21 protein-coding genes, 1 tRNA gene and 1 pseudogene are annotated in these 18,892 nt (G+C 46.3%); 10 read left to right on the top strand and 13 right to left on the bottom strand.

Annotated elements, in window-relative coordinates:
* Positions 1 to 898 precede the first annotated feature (898 nt).
* Both J7529_RS17245 and J7529_RS17240 read right to left on the bottom strand, forming a co-directional pair.
* A tRNA-Pro gene (locus J7529_RS17245) sits at positions 899 to 972 on the bottom strand.
* Between the two features lie 155 nt (positions 973 to 1,127).
* The gene (locus J7529_RS17240; RefSeq protein WP_271936490.1) at positions 1,128 to 1,658 is read right to left on the bottom strand and encodes a GNAT family N-acetyltransferase; all 531 of its coding nucleotides are present in this window, start codon (positions 1,656 to 1,658) and stop codon (positions 1,128 to 1,130) included.
* A gap of 77 nt (positions 1,659 to 1,735) precedes the next feature.
* Between J7529_RS17240 and J7529_RS17235 the strand changes: the two genes are divergently transcribed.
* Both J7529_RS17235 and J7529_RS17230 read left to right on the top strand, forming a co-directional pair.
* On the top strand, positions 1,736 to 2,461 hold the full coding sequence (locus J7529_RS17235; protein ID WP_318730000.1) for a hypothetical protein: 726 nt from the start codon (positions 1,736 to 1,738) through the stop codon (positions 2,459 to 2,461).
* 72 nt (positions 2,462 to 2,533) lie between these two features.
* On the top strand, positions 2,534 to 3,421 hold the full coding sequence (locus J7529_RS17230) for an alpha/beta fold hydrolase (protein ID WP_271936495.1): 888 nt from the start codon (positions 2,534 to 2,536) through the stop codon (positions 3,419 to 3,421).
* A gap of 30 nt (positions 3,422 to 3,451) precedes the next feature.
* Here J7529_RS17230 and tsaD read toward each other — a convergent pair whose 3' ends face one another.
* Positions 3,452 to 4,501, bottom strand: a complete 1,050-nt coding sequence (gene tsaD, locus J7529_RS17225; protein WP_318729999.1) for a tRNA (adenosine(37)-N6)-threonylcarbamoyltransferase complex transferase subunit TsaD — start codon at positions 4,499 to 4,501, stop codon at positions 3,452 to 3,454.
* Between the two features lie 198 nt (positions 4,502 to 4,699).
* Here tsaD and J7529_RS17220 point away from each other — a divergent pair, with 198 nt between their 5' ends.
* Positions 4,700 to 5,194, top strand: coding sequence for a Photosystem I reaction center subunit III (locus J7529_RS17220; RefSeq protein WP_318729998.1), 495 nt, complete (start codon positions 4,700 to 4,702; stop codon positions 5,192 to 5,194).
* Between the two features lie 41 nt (positions 5,195 to 5,235).
* Positions 5,236 to 5,361, top strand: coding sequence for a photosystem I reaction center subunit IX (gene psaJ, locus J7529_RS17215; RefSeq protein WP_271936499.1), 126 nt, complete (start codon positions 5,236 to 5,238; stop codon positions 5,359 to 5,361).
* 323 nt (positions 5,362 to 5,684) lie between these two features.
* Here psaJ and thiD read toward each other — a convergent pair whose 3' ends face one another.
* The 4 genes from thiD to J7529_RS17195 form a co-directional block, all read right to left on the bottom strand.
* Complete coding sequence (thiD, locus tag J7529_RS17210) at positions 5,685 to 6,494, bottom strand: bifunctional hydroxymethylpyrimidine kinase/phosphomethylpyrimidine kinase (RefSeq protein WP_318729997.1); 810 nt, start codon at positions 6,492 to 6,494, stop codon at positions 5,685 to 5,687.
* Between the two features lie 12 nt (positions 6,495 to 6,506).
* A complete protein-coding gene (gene ftsZ / locus J7529_RS17205) occupies positions 6,507 to 7,805 on the bottom strand; it encodes a cell division protein FtsZ (RefSeq protein WP_271936503.1) in 1,299 nt (432 codons plus the stop codon).
* Positions 7,806 to 8,112: 307 nt separating this feature from the next.
* Complete coding sequence (locus J7529_RS17200) at positions 8,113 to 8,925, bottom strand: cell division protein FtsQ/DivIB (RefSeq protein WP_318729996.1); 813 nt, start codon at positions 8,923 to 8,925, stop codon at positions 8,113 to 8,115.
* Positions 8,926 to 9,037: 112 nt separating this feature from the next.
* Complete coding sequence (locus J7529_RS17195; RefSeq protein WP_318729995.1) at positions 9,038 to 9,460, bottom strand: hypothetical protein; 423 nt, start codon at positions 9,458 to 9,460, stop codon at positions 9,038 to 9,040.
* A gap of 231 nt (positions 9,461 to 9,691) precedes the next feature.
* On the opposite strand from J7529_RS17195, the gene J7529_RS17190 reads away from it, so the two are divergent.
* Positions 9,692 to 11,458, top strand: a complete 1,767-nt coding sequence (locus J7529_RS17190; protein ID WP_318729994.1) for a S8 family peptidase — start codon at positions 9,692 to 9,694, stop codon at positions 11,456 to 11,458.
* Positions 11,455 to 11,673, top strand: coding sequence for a hypothetical protein (locus J7529_RS17185; protein ID WP_271936510.1), 219 nt, complete (start codon positions 11,455 to 11,457; stop codon positions 11,671 to 11,673). The genes J7529_RS17190 and J7529_RS17185 overlap by 4 nt, the downstream gene beginning before the upstream one ends.
* A gap of 27 nt (positions 11,674 to 11,700) precedes the next feature.
* On the opposite strand, the gene J7529_RS17180 is transcribed toward J7529_RS17185, so the two are convergent.
* Complete coding sequence (locus J7529_RS17180) at positions 11,701 to 11,889, bottom strand: hypothetical protein (RefSeq protein WP_318729993.1); 189 nt, start codon at positions 11,887 to 11,889, stop codon at positions 11,701 to 11,703.
* Here J7529_RS17180 and J7529_RS17175 point away from each other — a divergent pair.
* The gene (locus J7529_RS17175) at positions 11,810 to 12,889 is read left to right on the top strand and encodes an agmatine deiminase family protein (RefSeq protein ID WP_413038912.1); all 1,080 of its coding nucleotides are present in this window, start codon (positions 11,810 to 11,812) and stop codon (positions 12,887 to 12,889) included. The two genes, J7529_RS17180 and J7529_RS17175, sit on opposite strands and share 80 nt — an antisense overlap.
* Here the strand turns inward: J7529_RS17175 and J7529_RS24785 are convergent, their stop codons facing one another.
* The gene (locus J7529_RS24785; RefSeq protein ID WP_278002959.1) at positions 12,890 to 12,991 is read right to left on the bottom strand and encodes a hypothetical protein; all 102 of its coding nucleotides are present in this window, start codon (positions 12,989 to 12,991) and stop codon (positions 12,890 to 12,892) included.
* Between J7529_RS24785 and J7529_RS17170 the strand changes: the two genes are divergently transcribed.
* On the top strand, positions 12,991 to 14,025 hold the full coding sequence (locus J7529_RS17170) for a site-specific DNA-methyltransferase (protein ID WP_318729991.1): 1,035 nt from the start codon (positions 12,991 to 12,993) through the stop codon (positions 14,023 to 14,025). The genes J7529_RS24785 and J7529_RS17170 overlap by 1 nt on opposite strands.
* 215 nt (positions 14,026 to 14,240) lie before the next feature.
* On the opposite strand, the gene J7529_RS17165 is transcribed toward J7529_RS17170, so the two are convergent.
* The gene (locus tag J7529_RS17165) at positions 14,241 to 14,579 is read right to left on the bottom strand and encodes a DUF86 domain-containing protein (protein WP_271936518.1); all 339 of its coding nucleotides are present in this window, start codon (positions 14,577 to 14,579) and stop codon (positions 14,241 to 14,243) included.
* Positions 14,569 to 15,033 (bottom strand): nucleotidyltransferase family protein, encoded by a 465-nt coding sequence (locus tag J7529_RS17160; RefSeq protein ID WP_318729990.1) that lies wholly within the window; start codon positions 15,031 to 15,033, stop codon positions 14,569 to 14,571. The genes J7529_RS17165 and J7529_RS17160 overlap by 11 nt, the downstream gene beginning before the upstream one ends.
* A 158-nt stretch (positions 15,034 to 15,191) precedes the next feature.
* Between J7529_RS17160 and J7529_RS17155 the strand changes: the two are divergent.
* Positions 15,192 to 16,072, top strand: a pseudogene (locus tag J7529_RS17155) (IS982 family transposase).
* Positions 16,073 to 16,089: 17 nt separating this feature from the next.
* Here the strand turns inward: J7529_RS17155 and leuC are convergent.
* On the bottom strand, positions 16,090 to 17,493 hold the full coding sequence (gene leuC / locus J7529_RS17150) for a 3-isopropylmalate dehydratase large subunit (RefSeq protein ID WP_318729989.1): 1,404 nt from the start codon (positions 17,491 to 17,493) through the stop codon (positions 16,090 to 16,092).
* Between the two features lie 153 nt (positions 17,494 to 17,646).
* On the opposite strand from leuC, the gene panD reads away from it, so the two are divergent.
* A complete protein-coding gene (panD, locus tag J7529_RS17145) occupies positions 17,647 to 17,979 on the top strand; it encodes an aspartate 1-decarboxylase (protein ID WP_271936524.1) in 333 nt (110 codons plus the stop codon).
* A 53-nt stretch (positions 17,980 to 18,032) separates the two neighbouring features.
* Here panD and J7529_RS17140 read toward each other — a convergent pair whose 3' ends face one another.
* Complete coding sequence (locus tag J7529_RS17140) at positions 18,033 to 18,755, bottom strand: hypothetical protein (RefSeq protein WP_318729988.1); 723 nt, start codon at positions 18,753 to 18,755, stop codon at positions 18,033 to 18,035.
* Between the last annotated feature and the right edge of the window lie 137 nt (positions 18,756 to 18,892).

The following is an 18,892-nucleotide window of genomic DNA, read 5'->3' as shown; positions in this document are numbered from 1 at the left end:
AACCAGTGTGAATCCCTTTATGATGCCATCATAGAAGCTTTTAAGATATTGTCCTAACTCTCCCTTTCTTTGCTATATATCAAGAAAGTGGTGATAGTGGTGATGATTCTGGACTTTTTCGCCAACAGGAAAATGCCTCCAGTGGTTCGCCTCCAGAACTTCACTTGGGGATGAAAGTCAAGAACAAAAGCCTTGACATGGAACTATTTAATGAGGGTGTCTTGACCCTTCTTCCAGGAGAGGATGGAGAGTGGGGAGTCTTCTGGGAACACTTTGGCTACAGCAGCAGGGAACATCCAGATAATCTCGTCCCAATTGTTGACTGACCTGGCTTGACAATTGATACCAGTAGGAATGGCTTCTGGTCACTCTCACTGAGATTTTTCAGGGACTTTTCTGTACCTAGAATAAGCTCAAGACAACACAAAACGAATTTGGTATCCTTATAAGGATTCCAGCTCAAGAGCAATTAAGTGCAGAAGGTAGGGCAAAGTAAAGTCCTTGAAGTGTCCAACTCTTTGAGTGCGCTTTATCACTCGCTAGGTGGTCAACTGATTTCTTTGCTTCTCTCACTTCATTATATGCATGATTAGTGTCACTGTGATTGAGGGTGGTTTCGAGGGGTGAGGTTACCCTCTTATCTCTGAACACCCGGTGATTCACCGGGTGATAGCAGTTGCGTCTGAAATTGGGAGGATATTCTTAGGCTTGGGAACCCCCTTGGATTTCTCTATGGATTCTATAGAAAACTCTAATTACTATCTAACCCATTTAACCTATTTCTTGCCCCTTACTTTTGGAGGTGCTATGGTGATTTTGTGTTGAATGTGTGTTGAGCGCTCCCTTGGGGTAGTGGGTGTTGCAGGTTCAAAGTCTAGAAGCCAAAGATATTGATGAATCGGGATGACAGGATTTGAACCTGCGACATCCTGCTCCCAAAGCAGGCGCGCTACCAAGCTGCGCTACATCCCGGATAAACACAATTGCATTATAACCCATAAAAGTGAGGTTTGGCTAGAGTCAGTGCAATGGGAAGATTTATTTTCCAGACCGCATTCATTCAGTCTAAGTTGAAAACCGGGTGTTCTTGCATTGCCTATTGCTATAGTGCCTATGGCCTCCCCTTCTTAGTTTGGATACCAAAACATCCCTTTAATGCCTTCTGGATCTTGGAGAAAACCCAGGCTGCGGTAAAATTCAACCACATGAGGATCAGCAAACAAGGTAATGTTGCTAATATCTTCACTGCGGAGTTTCTTAATCGTATGTTTCATCAAGGCTTTGCCCAGACCTTTACCTTGGAAGGTTGGATGAACGACGACATCCCAGAGAGTCGCATTAAAGGCATGATCCGAGGTTGCTCTAGCAAAGCCAATCAAGCGACGATGGTTGCCTCGTAAGTCCCACATCGAAATGACCAGAAAGCTGTGTTCGATCGCTTTTTTGACTTTCCGCAAAGGACGGCGAGACCAACCCACCGCATCACATAGCTCTTCGAGTTCATATAGGTCGATGTTCCGATTTGTGCTAAACACAATACGGGAGATTTTGCCCGAATCGCTCTTAATATCCAGCGTAGCAAAATCTTCCAGTGCTTTCACTGGACTGGTTGTTATCGGAGTATCCGAGCTGCTAAACAAGCTTTTCCAAAAACCCATGCAGGTGTGATTGAAGTAGTCAAAGTTAAATAAACAATATTAGCTTAGTATATCTCCCATAATCTTTTCCTTCTATTATGGCTCAGGGTTTAAAATCCTCTACCTTAGAACTGCTCAAACGCTTTAACCGGGCGTTCCCCCAATTTTATGAACAGTTTGTCAGTTCTGACATCCAACTGCAAAACCTGAAGCTGGCCTATCAACTCTACAAAACCCAGAAAGCTGTGATTGAAGTACGGTCTGAGAATGCCAAAAGCGCTCTCCACTTTGCTTATCGTAATCAGTCCTTCCTCTTGAGTGACATTTTTGGGGTTCTGGCCGCTTATGGATTAACGATTCATAGCCTCAGTCTCTATGGTCAAATTCATGCCCCGATGCTGGTGTTCATCAAGTTGGTGGTCTCTAGAGGAGGAAAGGCACTGCTGGAGAAAACGGCGGAAAATGTCTGTCGAGCCATTCAGGAGGCCTTAGCGGGCCATTTTGAAGTGGAGGAAATGTTGGCAGTCGAGTTTAACCTAGATGCGGGATTAGAACAGGTGGATACGGAGTTTTATGTCGATCCGGTGTTCCATCTACCTGCCTTACTGATTGAAGCGGATAATCAGCCAGGATTGTTTTACAAGGTTATGTATGCTATTTGGCAAGAGGATTTATTGGTGGTTAATGCCAATCTTTTGGTTTGGAGGGGACGCACTCGCCTAATTCTCTACTTGCTTGGGCCCAATGAAAGCTTGATTCCGGAATATCTGGGTCAGAAGATTGCTGAAAGTGTGAAGCAGCGGTTATTGGGCGATCTGAATTAGCTTAGAACCTTAACTAACCAACACCTATTGCCTTTTGCCTCACAAGGACACGGTTCAAGATAGGATAGGAATATGGCAAAAATCGATATCCTTGGCGTTTCCCATACTTATGAATTAACTGCACCTAAACCGGCAAAGCCAACGTTGGTGTTTGTTCATGGCTGGTTGTTGAGTCGGGCCTATTGGCGGCCTTTGGTTGATCAACTGCGATCGCACTATCAATGTTTGGCCTATGATTTGCGTGGCTTTGGTGAATCAGATACTAGACCTCGTTCACCGATATATGAGGGTGAACTAATTTTGGGATATACTCCCAGCGATTATGCAAAGGATTTGGGTATTCTTCTGGATCAATTGGAGATTGAGAAGGCTTGGCTGATGGGCCATTCCCTGGGGGGTACGGTGTGCCTATGGGCGGCTTCTCAGTTGGGCGATCGCATTGAAGGGGTGATTTGCCTCAATTCTGGGGGCGGTATTTACTTAAAAGAGGAGTTTGAGCGATTCCGCTCTGCTGGGGCCCAATTGGTAAAAAGGCGGCCTCGGTGGTTGGCGGATATGCCTTTGCTCGATTGGCTCTTTACTCGCTCTCAGGTGTCTCAACCTCTATCGAGAGGTTGGGGAAAACAACGGTTAGTTGATTTTGTCAGCGCCCAATATGAAGCTGCATTAGGCGCTTTGTTAGACTCGACTACAGAGGAGCAAGTTCACCGTTTACCCCAGTTGGTGGTTCATCTGCAACAGCCCGTTTATTTTATTGCCGGAGCTGAGGATAAGGTGATGGAACCTCGCTATGTGAGACATTTAGCCAGTTTTCATCAATTGTTTCGCTCTGGATCTGACAATGTGGTGGAAATTCCCAATTGTGGGCATTTTTCAATGCTGGAAGCGACCGATCAGGTCGTGGAGCAGATTGATCGCTTGATTCAGACTGAGGAAGTTGGCGATCGCATGGCGAGTTAAGGTTGAGGAAGATGGCCTATTTCCCATTCCCTACCGAGTAGCGGTATAGAGGGTTTGGAGTTTAGATAAATCCATCCGCGACTGTACCCCTAAAGTTAAGGGAGAGCGATCGCCGACTTCCCAATGGGCAGCCGCTGCACACGCAATCATTGCCGCATTATCAGTACAATATTTCATCGGTGGAAATAGCACCTCTAGATTATGCTCCTCTCCAGCACTCTTGAGGAGTTGGCGTAATCCCCGATTTGCCGCCACTCCTCCACCAATGGCGATCGTCGATAAATTATAGTCAAGAGCAGCTTTAACTGCCCGTTTCGTCAGTGCTTTAGCGACTGTTTCTTGGAAACTCGCCGCTAGGTCAGCAATGGGTAAATTAGGATCGGAAGCCTTGAGTTGATTCACCAGGCGCATCACCGCCGTTTTTAACCCACTGAAGCTACAGTCATAGGGATGATATCCTCCTTTGGGTAAGGAAATTCTGCCTTCTGGTAGGGAAAAAGCTTGCGGATTACCTGTTTTAGCCAATTGGTCAATAATGGGGCCTCCAGGATAGCCGAGTCCCAACAAACGGGCGACTTTATCAAAGGCTTCTCCAGCCGCATCATCGCGGGTTCTTCCCAGGGTCGTATACTGGCCGCATTCGTGAACCTGGATCACGCTGGTGTGACCTCCAGAAACGAGCAGACAGAGGAAAGGGGGTTTTAAGTCGGGGTTGGTGAGATAGGAGGCGTAGATATGGCCTTCGAGGTGGTGAACGCCAATAAAGGGTTTGTTGTGCAGCAGGGCTAGGGTTTTAGCTGCCGTAAGGCCTACTAATAAGGCTCCGACTAAACCTGGGGCACAAGTGGCGGCGATCGCATCAATTTCTGACCAAGACAGTTCAGCCTCTTCTAGGGCTGCGGCGATCGCCTCATTCACCGTTTCTAGATGACGGCGAGAGGCCACTTCTGGCACAACTCCCCCATACTGGCCATGCTCGGCCATCTGTGAAGCGACAAAATTACTCAGAACGTTACAATTTTTTACAATTGCTACAGAAGTTTCGTCACAACTTGTTTCAATAGCTAGAATCGTTGCCATTGCCTGCTACCTTGTTCTCAGGGAAAAAGCTATTTTGAACCCTCCATAGGAATTTAGGGTTCAGAATAGCCAATTTTAGAGACTTTTTGAAGCTTAATCTTTACTGAGTCTCTCAAGTCCAGTATGATTGGCTTTCATAGAGCCTTTGGTTTCTTTGTAACATAATTTTTGCACTTCGTAACAAAAGGAAACACTTCCATGCGACGATTGCTTGTTCTAGTTTTAATGTGTTGTTTGTGGCTGGGCTTTGTTCCCCCCGCTTCTGCGGATTTAGCAAACTTGGTTCCCTGTAGTGAATCTCCCGCTTTTCTGCAACGGGCTAAAGCAGCTAGAGCCACCACCGATGATCCCCAATCTGGGGCCAAACGATTTGAGCGCTATTCTGAAGCCCTCTGTGGTGACGATGGCCTTCCCCACCTGGTGGTTGATGGTCGTCTCGACCATGCTGGAGACTTCATTATCCCCAGCTTACTCTTTCTTTATATTGCCGGTTGGATTGGTTGGGTAGGTCGTGCTTACCTAATGACTATCCGTGGCGAGAAAAATGCTGAAGAGAAAGAAGTGGTTATCGATGTTCCTCTAGCGATTAAATTAATGATCTCTGGCTTTGCTTGGCCTCTGGTCGCAGCCAAAGACATGATGAGCGGAGAAATGTTCGCCAACGATAACGAAATTACGGTTTCACCCCGTTAAGAATCGAGTTCTAAGTCTGTGTTTTGTTTTGGAGTCTTCACATGGAAGGTTTACTTAAGTATCTGTCCACAGCTCCAGTTTTGATTATGTTATTGCTAACAGTCACGGCTGGAATTTTAATCGAATTTAACCGTTTTTACCCCGACTTACTTTTTCATCCGATGTAAGACAGAGGGCATACTCACCTAGCAATTTGCTGTGTTGGGAAGGAAAAATTGAATTAAATGGTTACGCCTTTGGCATTACTCCAAAGGCGTTTTTTGATTAGCGATAATAGATAGGCAAAAGTCTATGTTTTGTACAAGGTATTGAGTATTCCACACTTATATAGCAGCAAAGGAGATAGAAAACTGCCTCCTGATGGTAAATTCATAATCGACCCAACCCAAGAAAATAGAAGTTTTTAAAGATAGCCAAAATAGCTCACTTGCTAGATTGAGTTTTTTTGTTTACTCTCCCCATTCCCCCACCCAGAGTGCTTTGTGCTGTATTAATTCAGGCAAAGAGGAAAGAAATGACCCACCGGGCCAGTTCCCTGACCGATATCTAAACTCCATTTCAGGGCTGCGGTAACGTAGTTTTTCGCTTGACGGACAGCATCTGAGACCGAATGCCCTGTGGCTAGATTAGCAGCGATCGCCGCCGAAAGGGTACATCCCGTTCCATGGGTATTAGAGGTATCGATACATTCGGTTTCCAGCACTGTGATTTCCCAATCGTCAAGTAGCACATCTACCCCCCGTAATTCTCCAGTCATTCCACCTCCTTTAATCAAAACTGCCTGCACTCCAGACTGCCACTTCAGGGTTTCGGCTGCTTCCTTCATGTTCTCTATAGAGTTGATTTCTACACCGGTTAGCAGCTGGGCTTCATAGCGGTTTGGAGTGACCACAGTCGCTTGGGGGATCAGTTCCTGTTGCAAAGTTTCCACAGCTTGATGATCGATCAGCCGGTCGCCACTACGGGAAACCATAACCGGATCGACCACGAGGGGACGTAGATCTAGCGATCGCAGGCTATTGCTCACCGCCTGCATAATTTCAGCATTCAGTAACATCCCCGTCTTCACTGCCTGAACCCCAATATCCCCAACCACTGCCTCCAGTTGAGCAACCACTGCTTCTGGAGCCAAAGCATCCACCCGGTTAACGGCTAAGGTATTTTGGGCTGTGACACAGGTGAGAGCTGACGCACCATGGACACAGTGAAACGCCAAAGTGCGTAAATCAGCCTGAATACCTGCACCTCCTCCACTATCCGATCCGGCGATCGTTAGTACAACCGGGATGTTAGAGTTCATCAACTTTCCCTTTTAGTTTCTCGGTGGACGGCGACGTTGGAGGAAATCAGGAATATCCAACCCTTTCGGTTGAGCTTGGGGATTCACAGGAGAGGAATCCGGAGGAGGAGCAGCAGCAGGGGCAGGAGTAGAGGTAAACGAGGATTGATAGACATTGGGATTGGGGCGCTGCTGTTGTACCGTGTTAGACGGCTGGGATTCTCCCGTAAAGCCAGTTGCAATCACCGTAATTCGGATTTCCCCTTGCAGTCTCTCATCAATTACCGCTCCAAAAATAATATTGGCATTGGGATCAACTGCTTCGTAAATCACTTCAGCCGCCGCATTCACTTCAAATAAGGTCAGGTCACTACCGCCCGTAATATTGAGCACCACGCCTTTCGCGCCATCAATGGAAGACTCGAGTAAAGGAGAGGAGATAGCGGAGATCGCCGCCTCTCTCGCTCTCGACTTCCCAGAGCCTCCACCAATACCCATCAGCGCCGATCCTGCATCCGCCATCACCGCTCTGACATCCGCAAAATCCACATTCACCAACCCCGGAACTGTAATAATATCTGCAATTCCTTGTACCCCTTGACGCAGAATATCATCGGCTACCGTAAACGCTTCCTGCATCGGCATTTGTTCCGAAACCACCGACAACAACTTATCATTCGGGATAATAATCAAGGTATCCACCCGACTCTTTAGGGCTTCAATCCCCTGCTCCGCTTGACTCATGCGTCGCCGACCTTCAAACATAAAGGGGCGAGTCACCACACCCACAGTTAGTGCCCCGACCTCCTTGGCTACTTCTGCCACCACAGCCGAAGCACCTGTACCCGTACCGCCTCCCATGCCAGACGTAATAAACACCAAATCCGAGCCTTCTAGAGCCGTCGCTAGTTCATCACGGGATTCTTCCGCGGCCTTTTGTCCGATCGCCGGATTTCCTCCTGCACCCAATCCACGGGTTAACTTTTGACCAATTTGCAGTCGATTCAGGGCGGCTGAACTGACCAACGCTTGAGCATCCGTATTAATTGACCAAAACTCAACCCCTGACACTTCATTAATGACCATGCGGTTGACCGCATTACCGCCGCCCCCCCCGACACCAATCACTTTTATTTTGGCCACACTACTGGGGATAATATTTTGGTGTTGATCCTCATCACTTACCATCTGTTGATGCCCTTTAAAATTAGAAGACGAGACTCCAGCATTCTTAAACGGATTCCCTGAATCGACTGCCGTCGAAGCATTAGATTGACTATCGCGATTAGAGTTGAGGGGGACATTCCCCAGCATCTGATTGGGAGGTGTCATGGGCAGTTGCTTTACACAATAAATATCAATAAATGTATAGTATCAAGAGGGTTAAGGAATCACATCGCCACTTGGGTAGACATAAATTGCACCCAAGAACTCTGTCCCTCACCCATAACATTTTGCTGATGGGGGTTGTATCCCTTTCGTTGAACCTCAAGCCAGGGTCTTGGCTCATTCAGCATACCATGCGATCATAGCTTGTCATCATTGGTTCAGACGCTCACATTCATGAACTGACCAGGGAAAGGGGGAATCGCTACCAGAAGTTTATCAGAATTCTCCAGAAAAAACGTTAAGTCTTCACCTAAAATTTAGGGTTAAATGGAGTTGATGAAGATTTCATCTCAATTGAGGGAGCGTCTGGATTTCTCAGATCGATATAGTTCATTTGCCGAGGATCGAGCTGTTGAGGGAGCTGTCGCATTTGATCGAGAACTTGCAATTGCTTAGAGAATTGGGGCGTATAGACTCCCAGATGCACTTGTCCTAGTTCCGTGGTGAGGATTAGGTTTTTGGGATCTTCCCAGTTCAGCTCGGTAATTTGAACGGGAGATTCCTTGAGTGCAGTATAAGCTTGGGGCCAGTAGGACTGATAATGGACGAGCGGGCCAATGATTTTTAGGGTAGGAAGGGGAAACGACGTTAACTCGGTGTAGTTCTCCATCGGCATCCAGATTCCTTGTTCATCAATTAAGCCTACAGTTTGGCTTTGTCGAGACTCGATCGCGATCGCCACGGGAAACCGTTCACTGACTTCAATGGTTAATCTGAGGGGAAACAACTGCCGAGTCACTCGTGCTTGAGCGACGGGTCCTTTTGCTTTCAAGGTCTGGGCAATTTTATCCGGTTGGAGTCGAAAGACCAATTGGGGATACTGAATCGGTAAAATCTCTCGTAAGGCTTCTGTGGTGACTAATTCATTGCCCGTAATTATCACTTGTTCCGGCTCGCGGATCGCCCAATTGGGCTGAGTCAGTAACCATCCTCCTCCATAGGCGATCGCCCCAACAGCCACCGTTTGCCAAAGGGTTTGCAGCACCTTCAACCGTTGTCTCTGGCGGAGTTGTTTGCGTCTTTCGATTAATTCCTGTTTAGAAATCGGTTGAATAATGGTCATTGCTTTAATTGGCAATTGGCAATAGGCAATAGGCAATAGGATTTCAGAGATAGTTTATAAACTTTTGGGTCATGGAGATCGGGGGTTTGCCCCCCTCATAACCCCAAGAGAGTTAAACCTGTTTTTGCTGCAACCACTCCTGATTTAAATAATTCCCCCATTCCTTGGCCAATTGTGCATCTGTGAAGGGGATTTTCACAGGTTCGGTGTTTCCTTTAACTTGTAAGGCTAAAAAAACAGTTTTTCCTTGGGGGGGTTCATCCCTAGACGCGACTTCACCATTAACCCAAAGTTGAAGGTCTTGTAGGTCATTCAGAGCTAAAGTTTGGCAGTTGATTAGCCCGGAGGCTGTCGGTTGACCCCAAGTTAATTGGTCTCCTTTTTGTCCCAAGGCTGCATAAATATCATATTTAGAGCGTTCAAATCCTTTAGCCCAGTCTTCATAAACTTGTAATTTTTGATATTCTCGCCACCCAGCCCAGGTTAATCCAATAAATACAGTCAATAAAGGTAACCAGAGTAAACCTCGTTCCATAATCTTTCTCGTTCATCATTGGTTTCAGTTCAAAGGATTTTTGGGCGATTCCTCCGGAAAGCTTCGCTTTCATGTTGGCGACAACCAAAACGCCCACAGGAAAAGAATCATTAAAGATCCGGTAAGATGGGCCCCAAATCCCCAAGGGGATAAGTTATGGTTGTAAGAGCGCTCACCTAACTTCTACTGCTGGAGCTGTTAAGTACCACCCAATTATTGATGGTGTCAGCCATGAAAAAATTTCTACTCCTCTGCTTATTTATTTTTACATTAGGGTTTGCCCTATTCAAGGCTGAAGGATTGGCCACTCAAGGAAACTATCAATCTATTATCCTTGATTTTCGCGAAGAGCGAGCTAACCAAATCCCGGAATGGGTGCAAACCCTCACCCAAGACTATGGTACGGTTCCTCGGCTCAATAGTGAATTTTCTCTCCAGGATCATGTTTATGTGCTGGAGGGCGATCGCCTGTTGTTAGAGCAACTGCAAGAAAGCAATCTTAAGGACTATACCGAAAGTATTGAACCCAACTATATTTATCAAGCGACTGAAATCCCCAACGATCCGGATTATGCTAAACAGTGGAATCTGCGAAGCATCAATATGGAATCCGCTTGGGATGATACGAAAGGCCATGGGATAACAGTGGCCGTGATTGATACCGGAATTACGAAGGTGCCGGATCTCAAGGATACAAAATTTACTCAAGGCTATGATTTTGTAAACGATCGCATCGAAGCCAATGATGATGCCGGTCATGGAACCCATGTAGCGGGAACGATTGCCCAATCGACGAATAATGGATATGGAGTGGCTGGAATCGCCTATGAAGCCAAGTTAATGCCCCTGAAAGTATTAAGTGCAAGTGGTGGTGGGACGGTAGCTGATATTGCCGAAGCGATTAAGTTTGCAGCCGATCATGAGGCGGATGTGATTAACCTCAGTTTGGGGGGAGCAGGTGAAAGTAATTTGCTCAAAGAAGCGATCGATTATGCCTATGACAAAGATGTAGTTGTCGTCGCAGCGGCCGGAAATTCTAATCAAAATGCCGCCAGTTATCCGGCTCGCTATCCCCATGCGATCGGGGTTTCTGCCCTCGATCCCTCTGGAGTCAAAGCTCCCTATTCTAACTTTGGGGCTGGGGTAGACCTGTCGGCTCCCGGAGGTTCGGAAGCGGGTAAGATTCTGCAAAATACCATCGATCCCCAAACTGGAAAACCGGTTTTTGAAGGTTATCAAGGAACTAGCATGGCTGCGCCCCATGTGGCCGGAGTTGCGGCTTTAATTAAGTCGGTAGGTGTAGAAGACCCCGAAGATGTGCTAAAAATCCTCAAAGAATCCTCTCGCAGTGTAGAAGAAGACCCCCTCAATCATTTTGGTGCAGGTCAATTGGATGCAGGTGCAGCGGTTAAACTAGCTGTAAAAGGTCAAATTACGTTCAAAGACTTCTTCCGTTGGCTGCGCGATAATGGCTATCTGAATCCTCGCTTCTGGATCGATGGTGGTGCGATCGCCTTAATGCCGAAAATTGCCATGGTACTCGGTTCCTATCTCCTTGCTTGGCTCTTACGGAACTATTTCCCCTTTGCTTGGAGTGGTTCGTTAAGCATGGGTTTAGTTGCTGGAAGCACGGGCGTATTTTTCCTCAGAGGATTGTATCTCTTTGATATTCCCCAATGGCCGTTCCGGATGATGGGCAGTTCGATCGCTGAATGGGGCAATGTGATTAGCGGGAGTCCCTTACTTAACCCTATTTTCGCTAGTGTTTTGATTCCCCTAATCTTGGTGATTGGGCTGTTGGGACATCCCTCTGGAAAATGGCTGGCGATCGGGATAAGCTTAGGATTTGCCAGTTTCCTCGCCATCAGCGCTATTACTGACCCGGCAATGCTTTGGCTCGGATCGGGTTGGGTGGCTCAACTGTTCCTAGGGGTAAACGCACTGTTGTGTTTTGCCCTTGCTCGTTTAGCCATGACTGGAGAAGGAAAAACCGCATGAGTTTAACTGTCAATGGGGTGATTGAACATAAACCCATGGGCCCAGGAACTTGGGCCTTAGTCACCGATGGGACGACCTATGAACTCAAGGATGCTCCCGATGAAATCAAACAATCTGGACTTCAGGTTAAGGTTGAAGGCTCAATTCGTGAGGATGTCATGACCTTGGCGATGATTGGGCCGGTGTTAGAAGTTCATTCCTTTGAACTGTTGTAACCGTTGTCCTCCTGTCGGTAAAGATGTCTATTGGCGATCGCCCAAAATGGCGATCGCTTCATACAAAATGATCAAAAGACGCTTCTTTCTCCAACTCATGGCAACCCTATCTGGTTCTATTGCCCTGGGAAAAAATATGACCGGTTGTTCGGCAGTCAGTTCTCCAGTTTCCCCTACTCCTACCCCTTCTATGAGTTCCAATTCTTCTTTTTTCATGCCCGATGAAGGCGAACCTCATTTATGTACTTGGATGGCGTTTAGTGCCAGCCCAGATATCTGGGGACGGGAAGATTTTCGCTATGTCCAGGACGATCTAGCCAGAATTGCCAAAGCGATCGCCCAATATGAACCGGTGAAAATGATCGTTCGAGAAGAAGATTACGATGTTGCTTTGGCGAAATGTGGTTCTGATGTCGAATTAATCATTACTGAATTAGACGATCTCTGGATGAGAGATACGGGCCCGGTTTTTGTCATCGATGAAGAGGGTCAAAAAGCAGGGATTGATTTTAATTTTAATGGTTGGGGCAATAAACAATACCACGATCGCGATGCGCAAGTTGCAGAATTTGTTGCTCAACAAGCCGGAGTTCCCATCATCAACACGGAACTGGTGTTTGAAGGTGGGGGAATTGAAGTTGATGGTCAGGGCAATGCAATCATCACCGAAAGTTGTATTATTAACGATAATCGCAATCCAGGCTGGAGCAAAGAGGATTGCGAAATGGAATTAAAAGCCTTATTGGGACTGCGTAAAATTATATGGCTTCCCGGTATTCGAGGGGCGGATATTACGGATGGGCATACAGATTTTTATGCTCGTTTTGCTCGTCCTGGAGTCGTGATTGCTGGGTACGACCCCAACCCAGACTCTCCCGACCATGAGGTAACCAAACGGCATTTAGAGATCCTGGAATCAGAAACAGATGCGGATGGAAATGAGCTAGAAGTGGTGGTTCTGGAAGCGCCAACAAAAATTAGAGAGGGATATGATTGGGATGACTTTGCGGCCGGATATATTAACTTTTACGTGGTCAATGGTGCGGTGATTATCCCTGAATTTGGCGATCGCCAAGCAGATCGCAAGGCGAAGGAAACGTTGGAAGAGTTGTTCGGCGATCGTGATATCGTACAACTCAACATCGACAATATTGCCGCTGGAGGCGGGGGAATTCACTGCACGACTCAGCAAGAACCTTTGGTTGAAAAAAGCTAATCAAGCCTCGTAAATCAATCGTCCATGAGTTTTAACATAGGTTAAGGATATCTTTGGATTATTGAGGTCTTTTCCACCTGAATCATGCCAGAGGATTAGCATTGATTAGCCAAGAGACTAATTTTCCTATAGACCTTGAAAGCCTTGACTCTTGTCGAGTCTATCGGACAAACAAGGGTGCAGCCTTCTGTGGTGATTCTTTAGAACTTCTGAAGAAGCTACCTGATGAGAGTGTTAATTTGGTAATGACGAGTCCGCCTTTTGCACTTCAAAGAAAGAAAGAATACGGAAATAAAAATCAGAGTGAATATATTGATTGGTTAGCTGATTTTGCGCGATTAGTCTATCAAAAATTGAAAAGCGATGGTAGTTTTGTTCTCGATTTAGGGGGTGCTTATGAAAAGGGGAAGCCAGTTAGGAGCCTCTACAATTTCAGAATCCCTATTTATTTTTGTGATGAGATAGGCTTTTTTGGGGCTGAAGATTTTTACTGGTTTAATCCGTCAAAGCTTCCCAGTCCGATTGAGTGGGTTAACAAAAGAAAAATCAGAGCAAAAGATTCAGTGAATACGGTTTGGTGGTTCAGTAAATCGGAATTTCCTAAGTCAGATGTGACCAAAGTTTTGACAGAATATAGTCCAAGAATGAAAAAGCTCTTAGAAGACCCGGAAAAGTTTTACGATCCTAAAAAGCGCCCCTCCGGTCATGATATCAGTACGAGCTTTGGCAAAAATAACGGAGGAGCCATCCCTTCTAATTTGCTGCAAATTCCCAACTCTGAGTCAAACAGTCAGTATCTTAGAGGATGCAAAGCTCTTGGTTTAAAACCTCACCCAGCCAGGTTTCCAGGAAAACTCCCAGAGTTTTTTATTCGTCTGTTAACCGAACCTGGGGATCTGGTGGTTGATATCTTTGCTGGATCGAATACTACCGGATTTGTTGCCGAACAAGAAAATCGTTATTGGATTGCTTTTGAACAAGAGATTGAGTACTTAGCTACATCGTGTTTCAGGTTTATGCAAGAGGATATGGATGAAGGGACATTGAAGGCTTGGCATCAAGACATCGTGCGTGGTCATTGTGTTGACTTTTCATTTGGGAGGCTTTGTGAGACGAATTCTGTAAAGACTCAATAATGGCACTAACAATCGCTTCAAAGCTTGTTCTTTCAATTCTTGCCCTAACATAACCTGAGTTTTGGATAAGAACCGGAAAAAAGTCAGTATGAAGCGAGAGACCCGGTTTCTAAGATCCACCCACTTCACCACTTCACGGCTGCTGGCTTATCCAAAACTGACATTACAATAGATCCATCATGATTGGATTAAGATTGATCCAATCTGCTATAAATTTAAAATTCGTCAATAATAGGCTGTAGAGCAATTAGGAGATTGGGAATATCACTCTCAGCCGTTCTCCAAACTTCTTCAATATCAATATTATCATATTCATGGATTAAATTATCTCGCATCCCTGCCATCAATGACCAAGGAATTTGTGGATATTTTTGGCGTAGAGATATCGATAACCGTTTAGTTGCTTCACCGATAATTAGCAGTTGAAAAACGATGGCGGATTGAGTCCTATCATCTGCCAAAAAACTTTGTCGATTGAAGCCTTGTTTAAATTGATTGATTTTTGCCGCCGCTCGTTGAATATCGAAAAGCGTTTCTCGGTCTCTATCTGCCATAGCTCTCTTGAGAGTAGACCACTTGGGCAGTGGATAAAATTTCTTGGCGGCGGATGGGGTTGTGGCTGCGTAAAACAGCGCGTTTACTAATTAAATCAACTTTACGATTAAATAGGGCCTCTAATTCTTGTTGCATTTGAATATGGTCAAATAGACTCCAGTCGGCATCAGCAGAAAAGGCAATCAGCAGATCAATGTCGCTATCTCGATGGAAGTCCTCTTCTCGGAGGATAGACCCAAAGAGAGATAGTTCAGTAACAGACCATTGCTGGCAAAAGGTTTGAATTTGCTCTTCTGGCCAATGGACATGTTTACAGATTGGACTGGAGATGGGGTTCATAGCCACTACAGATGATTGACAGGGAGAATGATGTGTAGCATGGTTTTTGGATTTGATATAAAGATCCCTCGGCGATAGGGTCAAAGCTTGTTCTTTCAATTCTTGCGATAACATAGACCCACTCCTAGGATTTAGCGAATCCAACTTGCACCTTAATCTAACGTCAGTTTTGGTTAAGCAGGCGATCGGGGCGGCGATCACGCCCGCAATGGATCGGGAGGAGCAAAGGGAGTAGGCTAAAAGTGCCAACCAGAAACCCCCTCCATTGCTCCATGCTTAGTCTAGAAGAACTTTTTTGTCATGTCGATGACTTCTGCCAAATGTTTGAACCTCTGTGGAATACCCACCTCCTAAAATCAGGTGTCAGAACCAGAAATCGCCTGTCCGGTCTAGGCTTGAGCGAACGAATGACAATTCTTGTCGCTTTTCATCAAATGGGCTATCGAACCTTCAAAGACTTTTACCAAAAATTGGTTCAACCTTATTGGAAGCCCTATTTTCCTGGGCTGGTGAGCTATTCCCGCGCCAGTACAATTACTCCCTTCATCCCTGTTCCCTTTGTGTGCTTACCTGAAATACTGCTTTGGCTCTCCTACTGGTATCAGTTTTATCGATTCGACTAAGCTGAAAGTCTGTCATAATCGACGGATTTCTCAACATCGTACATTTTTAGAGCAAGCTGCACGAATAAAGCACATCTGTAGACTGCTTCTTTGGCTTCAAGCTACATTTGGTAGTTAACGATCGCGGTGAATTACTCAATATTACCCTGACACCGGGAAATATTGATGACCGAAAACCGGTTCTGCAACTGGTTCAGAACTTGACCGGTAAGATCTTTGGTGACAAAGGCTATATTTCTCAGAAATTGACTCAACAACTTTGGCAAGCCACTGGTTTACAACTGATTACTCCCTTGAAGAGAAAGATGAAGAATCGGCTTGTGCCCTTATGGGATAAGGTTTGGCTCCGTCACAGAAGTATCATTGAGACGATCATCGATCAACTCAAAAATATTTCTCAGATCGAACATACCCGTCATCGCAGTCCTGTTAGCTTTCTCATTAATCTCTTGGCTGGATTAATTGCCTATTGCCATCAACCCAAAAAGCCTTCCCTCAACTTAGAGTCCCTCAAGTCAACGATCGCTTAACCAAAACTGACGTTATTTTACAGCAACTTTCGCACATCGGAGACTTGGCCGGAGATCGCCGCAGCGACAACCATCGCGGGACTCATCAGTAAGGTGCGACCAGACGAAGACCCCTGACGACCTTTAAAGTTGCGGTTTGAGGAAGAGGCGCTCATTTGATCCCCTTGTAGTTTATCGGGGTTCATGGCTAAACACATGGAACATCCGGCGTTGCGCCATTCAAACCCGGCTTCGGTAAAGATTTTATCTAAGCCTTCTGCTTCGGCTTGTTGCTTGACGACTTCCGATCCCGGAACTACAAAGGCTTTGACTTGAGAGGCGACTTGATGACCTTGGGCAAATTTAGCGGCTTCTCGCAGGTCAGTGAGGCGACCATTGGTACAACTACCGATAAAGCAGACATCGATAGGGGTTCCGGCGATCGCCTTTCCAGGTTCGAGTTGCATATATTGATACGCTTCTTCGGCCAAAGGGCGATCGCTATCAGGTAGACTTTCTGGAGTCGGAACCACTTCATCCACACCAATACCTTGACCAGGTGTAATCCCCCAAGTCACCGTAGGGGGAATTTCTTCAGCGTTGAACACCACCACATCATCATACTCAGCATCGGCATCCGAGCGGATACTTTGCCACCATTGCACCGCTTTATCCCAGTTTTCTCCTTGGGGGGCAAACTCCCGTCCTTGCAGATAGTCAAACGTCACCTGATCGGGGTTTACATAGCCACATCGTGCCCCCCCTTCAATCGACATATTGCAGATCGTCATCCGCTCTTCCATCGACATCTGTTCTAGGGTCGTTCCGGCATACTCATAGGCATAGCCTACGCCCCCTTTCACGCCCAATTTGCGGATAATGTGAAGGATCGCATCTTTGGCATAAACCCCCGGACGTAGGCTTCCATTGACTTCAATGCGGCGCACTTTGAGCTTCTCCAGAGCCAAGGTTTGGGAGGCTAGCACATCTCGCACTTGGCTGGTTCCAATCCCAAAGGAGATCGCCCCAAATGCTCCATGAGTTGAGGTATGGCTATCTCCACAGGCGATCGTCATTCCCGGTTGCGTCATCCCTTGTTCGGGGGCGATCACATGCACAATGCCCTGGTTACCCGAACCCACATTATAGAAGCGAATCCCATGCTCTTGGACACTCGTTTCTAACGCTTGCATCATCTCTTCTGCCAAGGTATCCGCGAAGGGTCGAGCCTGGTTATCTGTGGGCACGATATGATCGACCGTGGCAACAGTGCGATCGGGAAATAGTACTTGTAAATTTCTCTCCCGCAGCATAGCAAACGCTTGGGGACTGGTCACTTCATGGATCAGATGCAGCCCAATAAACAGTTGAGTTTGTCCAGAAGGAAGTGTACGAACCTTGTGGTTGTTCCAGACTTTATCAAATAGCGTGCCCTTGCTCATAGTCCATCATAGCGCTAGGCGCTGGTAATTGGTAATGGGTAATGGGTAAACTGTTTTTTACCTTAGTTCACTGGCAGTTTATCATTTGATCCAGGGACTTGTATAGTCATTCACCTTAAGAAAAAGTAACAGCATCTAACTATTATGCGGATCATGTTAAAGTCTAAAATTCATCGGGCGACAGTCACTGAAGCCAATCTTAACTATATCGGCAGTATTACTATCGATCGCACTCTGATGGAGAAAGCCGATTTGCTGCCTGGAGAAAAGGTTTTAGTGGTCGATAATACTAATGGTAATCGTTTAGAAACCTATGTGATTGAAGGAGAAGCAGACTCCGGTGCGATCTGCATCAATGGCGCTGCTGCACATTTGGTTAACCCTGGAGATATGATTACTTTGTTAGCCTTTGAAGTTACCGATGAAATTAAGTCACCGGTTAAAATTTTAGTCGATCAAAATAATAAGTTGGTGGAATTTCTATAGCACTACTGGGGTAATGGGTAATGGGTAATCGGTAATTAGCCATCCCCTATTTTCTAAGAGGATTTGCGAATATTTTGATCGGGATACTCTTGGGGGGAAGTCTTGCGAACCGCTTTCGGGGCTGATCCCTGTGGAATGTCTGGGGTGAGTTTGGGAAAGTTGGGCACTTGTAAAGAGGAATGCTGGAAGGATTTGGCCGTAGGATTTACGTCAAAGGTAACGGGTTTTTGGGGTGGGTTTGGAAGTGAAGTGAGTTCTGAGATAACTTCCGGTGGGTTTTGAGGCTCAAGAGAGGCTGTTTGGGGTGTAAATTGGTCTGGACTAAAGGAAGTGATAGGTTGGCGCTGAGAAACTTTGACTCGCAAGGGTTTGGGTTTTTCTAATAAGAGTGGGGTTCCGCGACGTTGGCGACGGTTGAGAGATGCTCGTTTATGGGCGTTGGGATTTTGCAGGCTTTTCCAGAGGACAAAGAGACCTCCCGATCCCAAGGCGATCGCTCCTAACCAGAGCCAGGATACAGTAGAGTTAACCCCTGGTTCCTCGATCGCTTCTATAGATTCTGCCTCTTCTGTGACTTCTGCGATCGCCTCTTCGGGTTCGATCTCCCCAGGATTGAGTAGAATACTCAAAGCTTCATAACCGATACCAATTACCAGCACGGCTAAAATGCTCCACACCAATAGGGTATGGTTTTGAATTGGTTTCAGAATAAACTGGAGTCGGTTTGACCGTTGCTTTCCAGTAGAGCGATGAATGGATTTACGCGGATGAACCATAAATAGCTTCCCTGACTATACGTTGACCAGACCGACTCGCTTCGTGTCCGAAACTCATCTTACCCAATTTTGCGCAAATAGATCTGATGGGATAGGGAGATGGGTGGGACACGGGGATAGGGAGACGCGGAGAGACA

The organism is Roseofilum sp. Guam (assembly GCF_017746735.1).
Classification (GTDB): domain Bacteria; phylum Cyanobacteriota; class Cyanobacteriia; order Cyanobacteriales; family Desertifilaceae; genus Roseofilum; species Roseofilum reptotaenium.
This window is presented reverse-complemented; position numbering and strand designations above follow the sequence as displayed.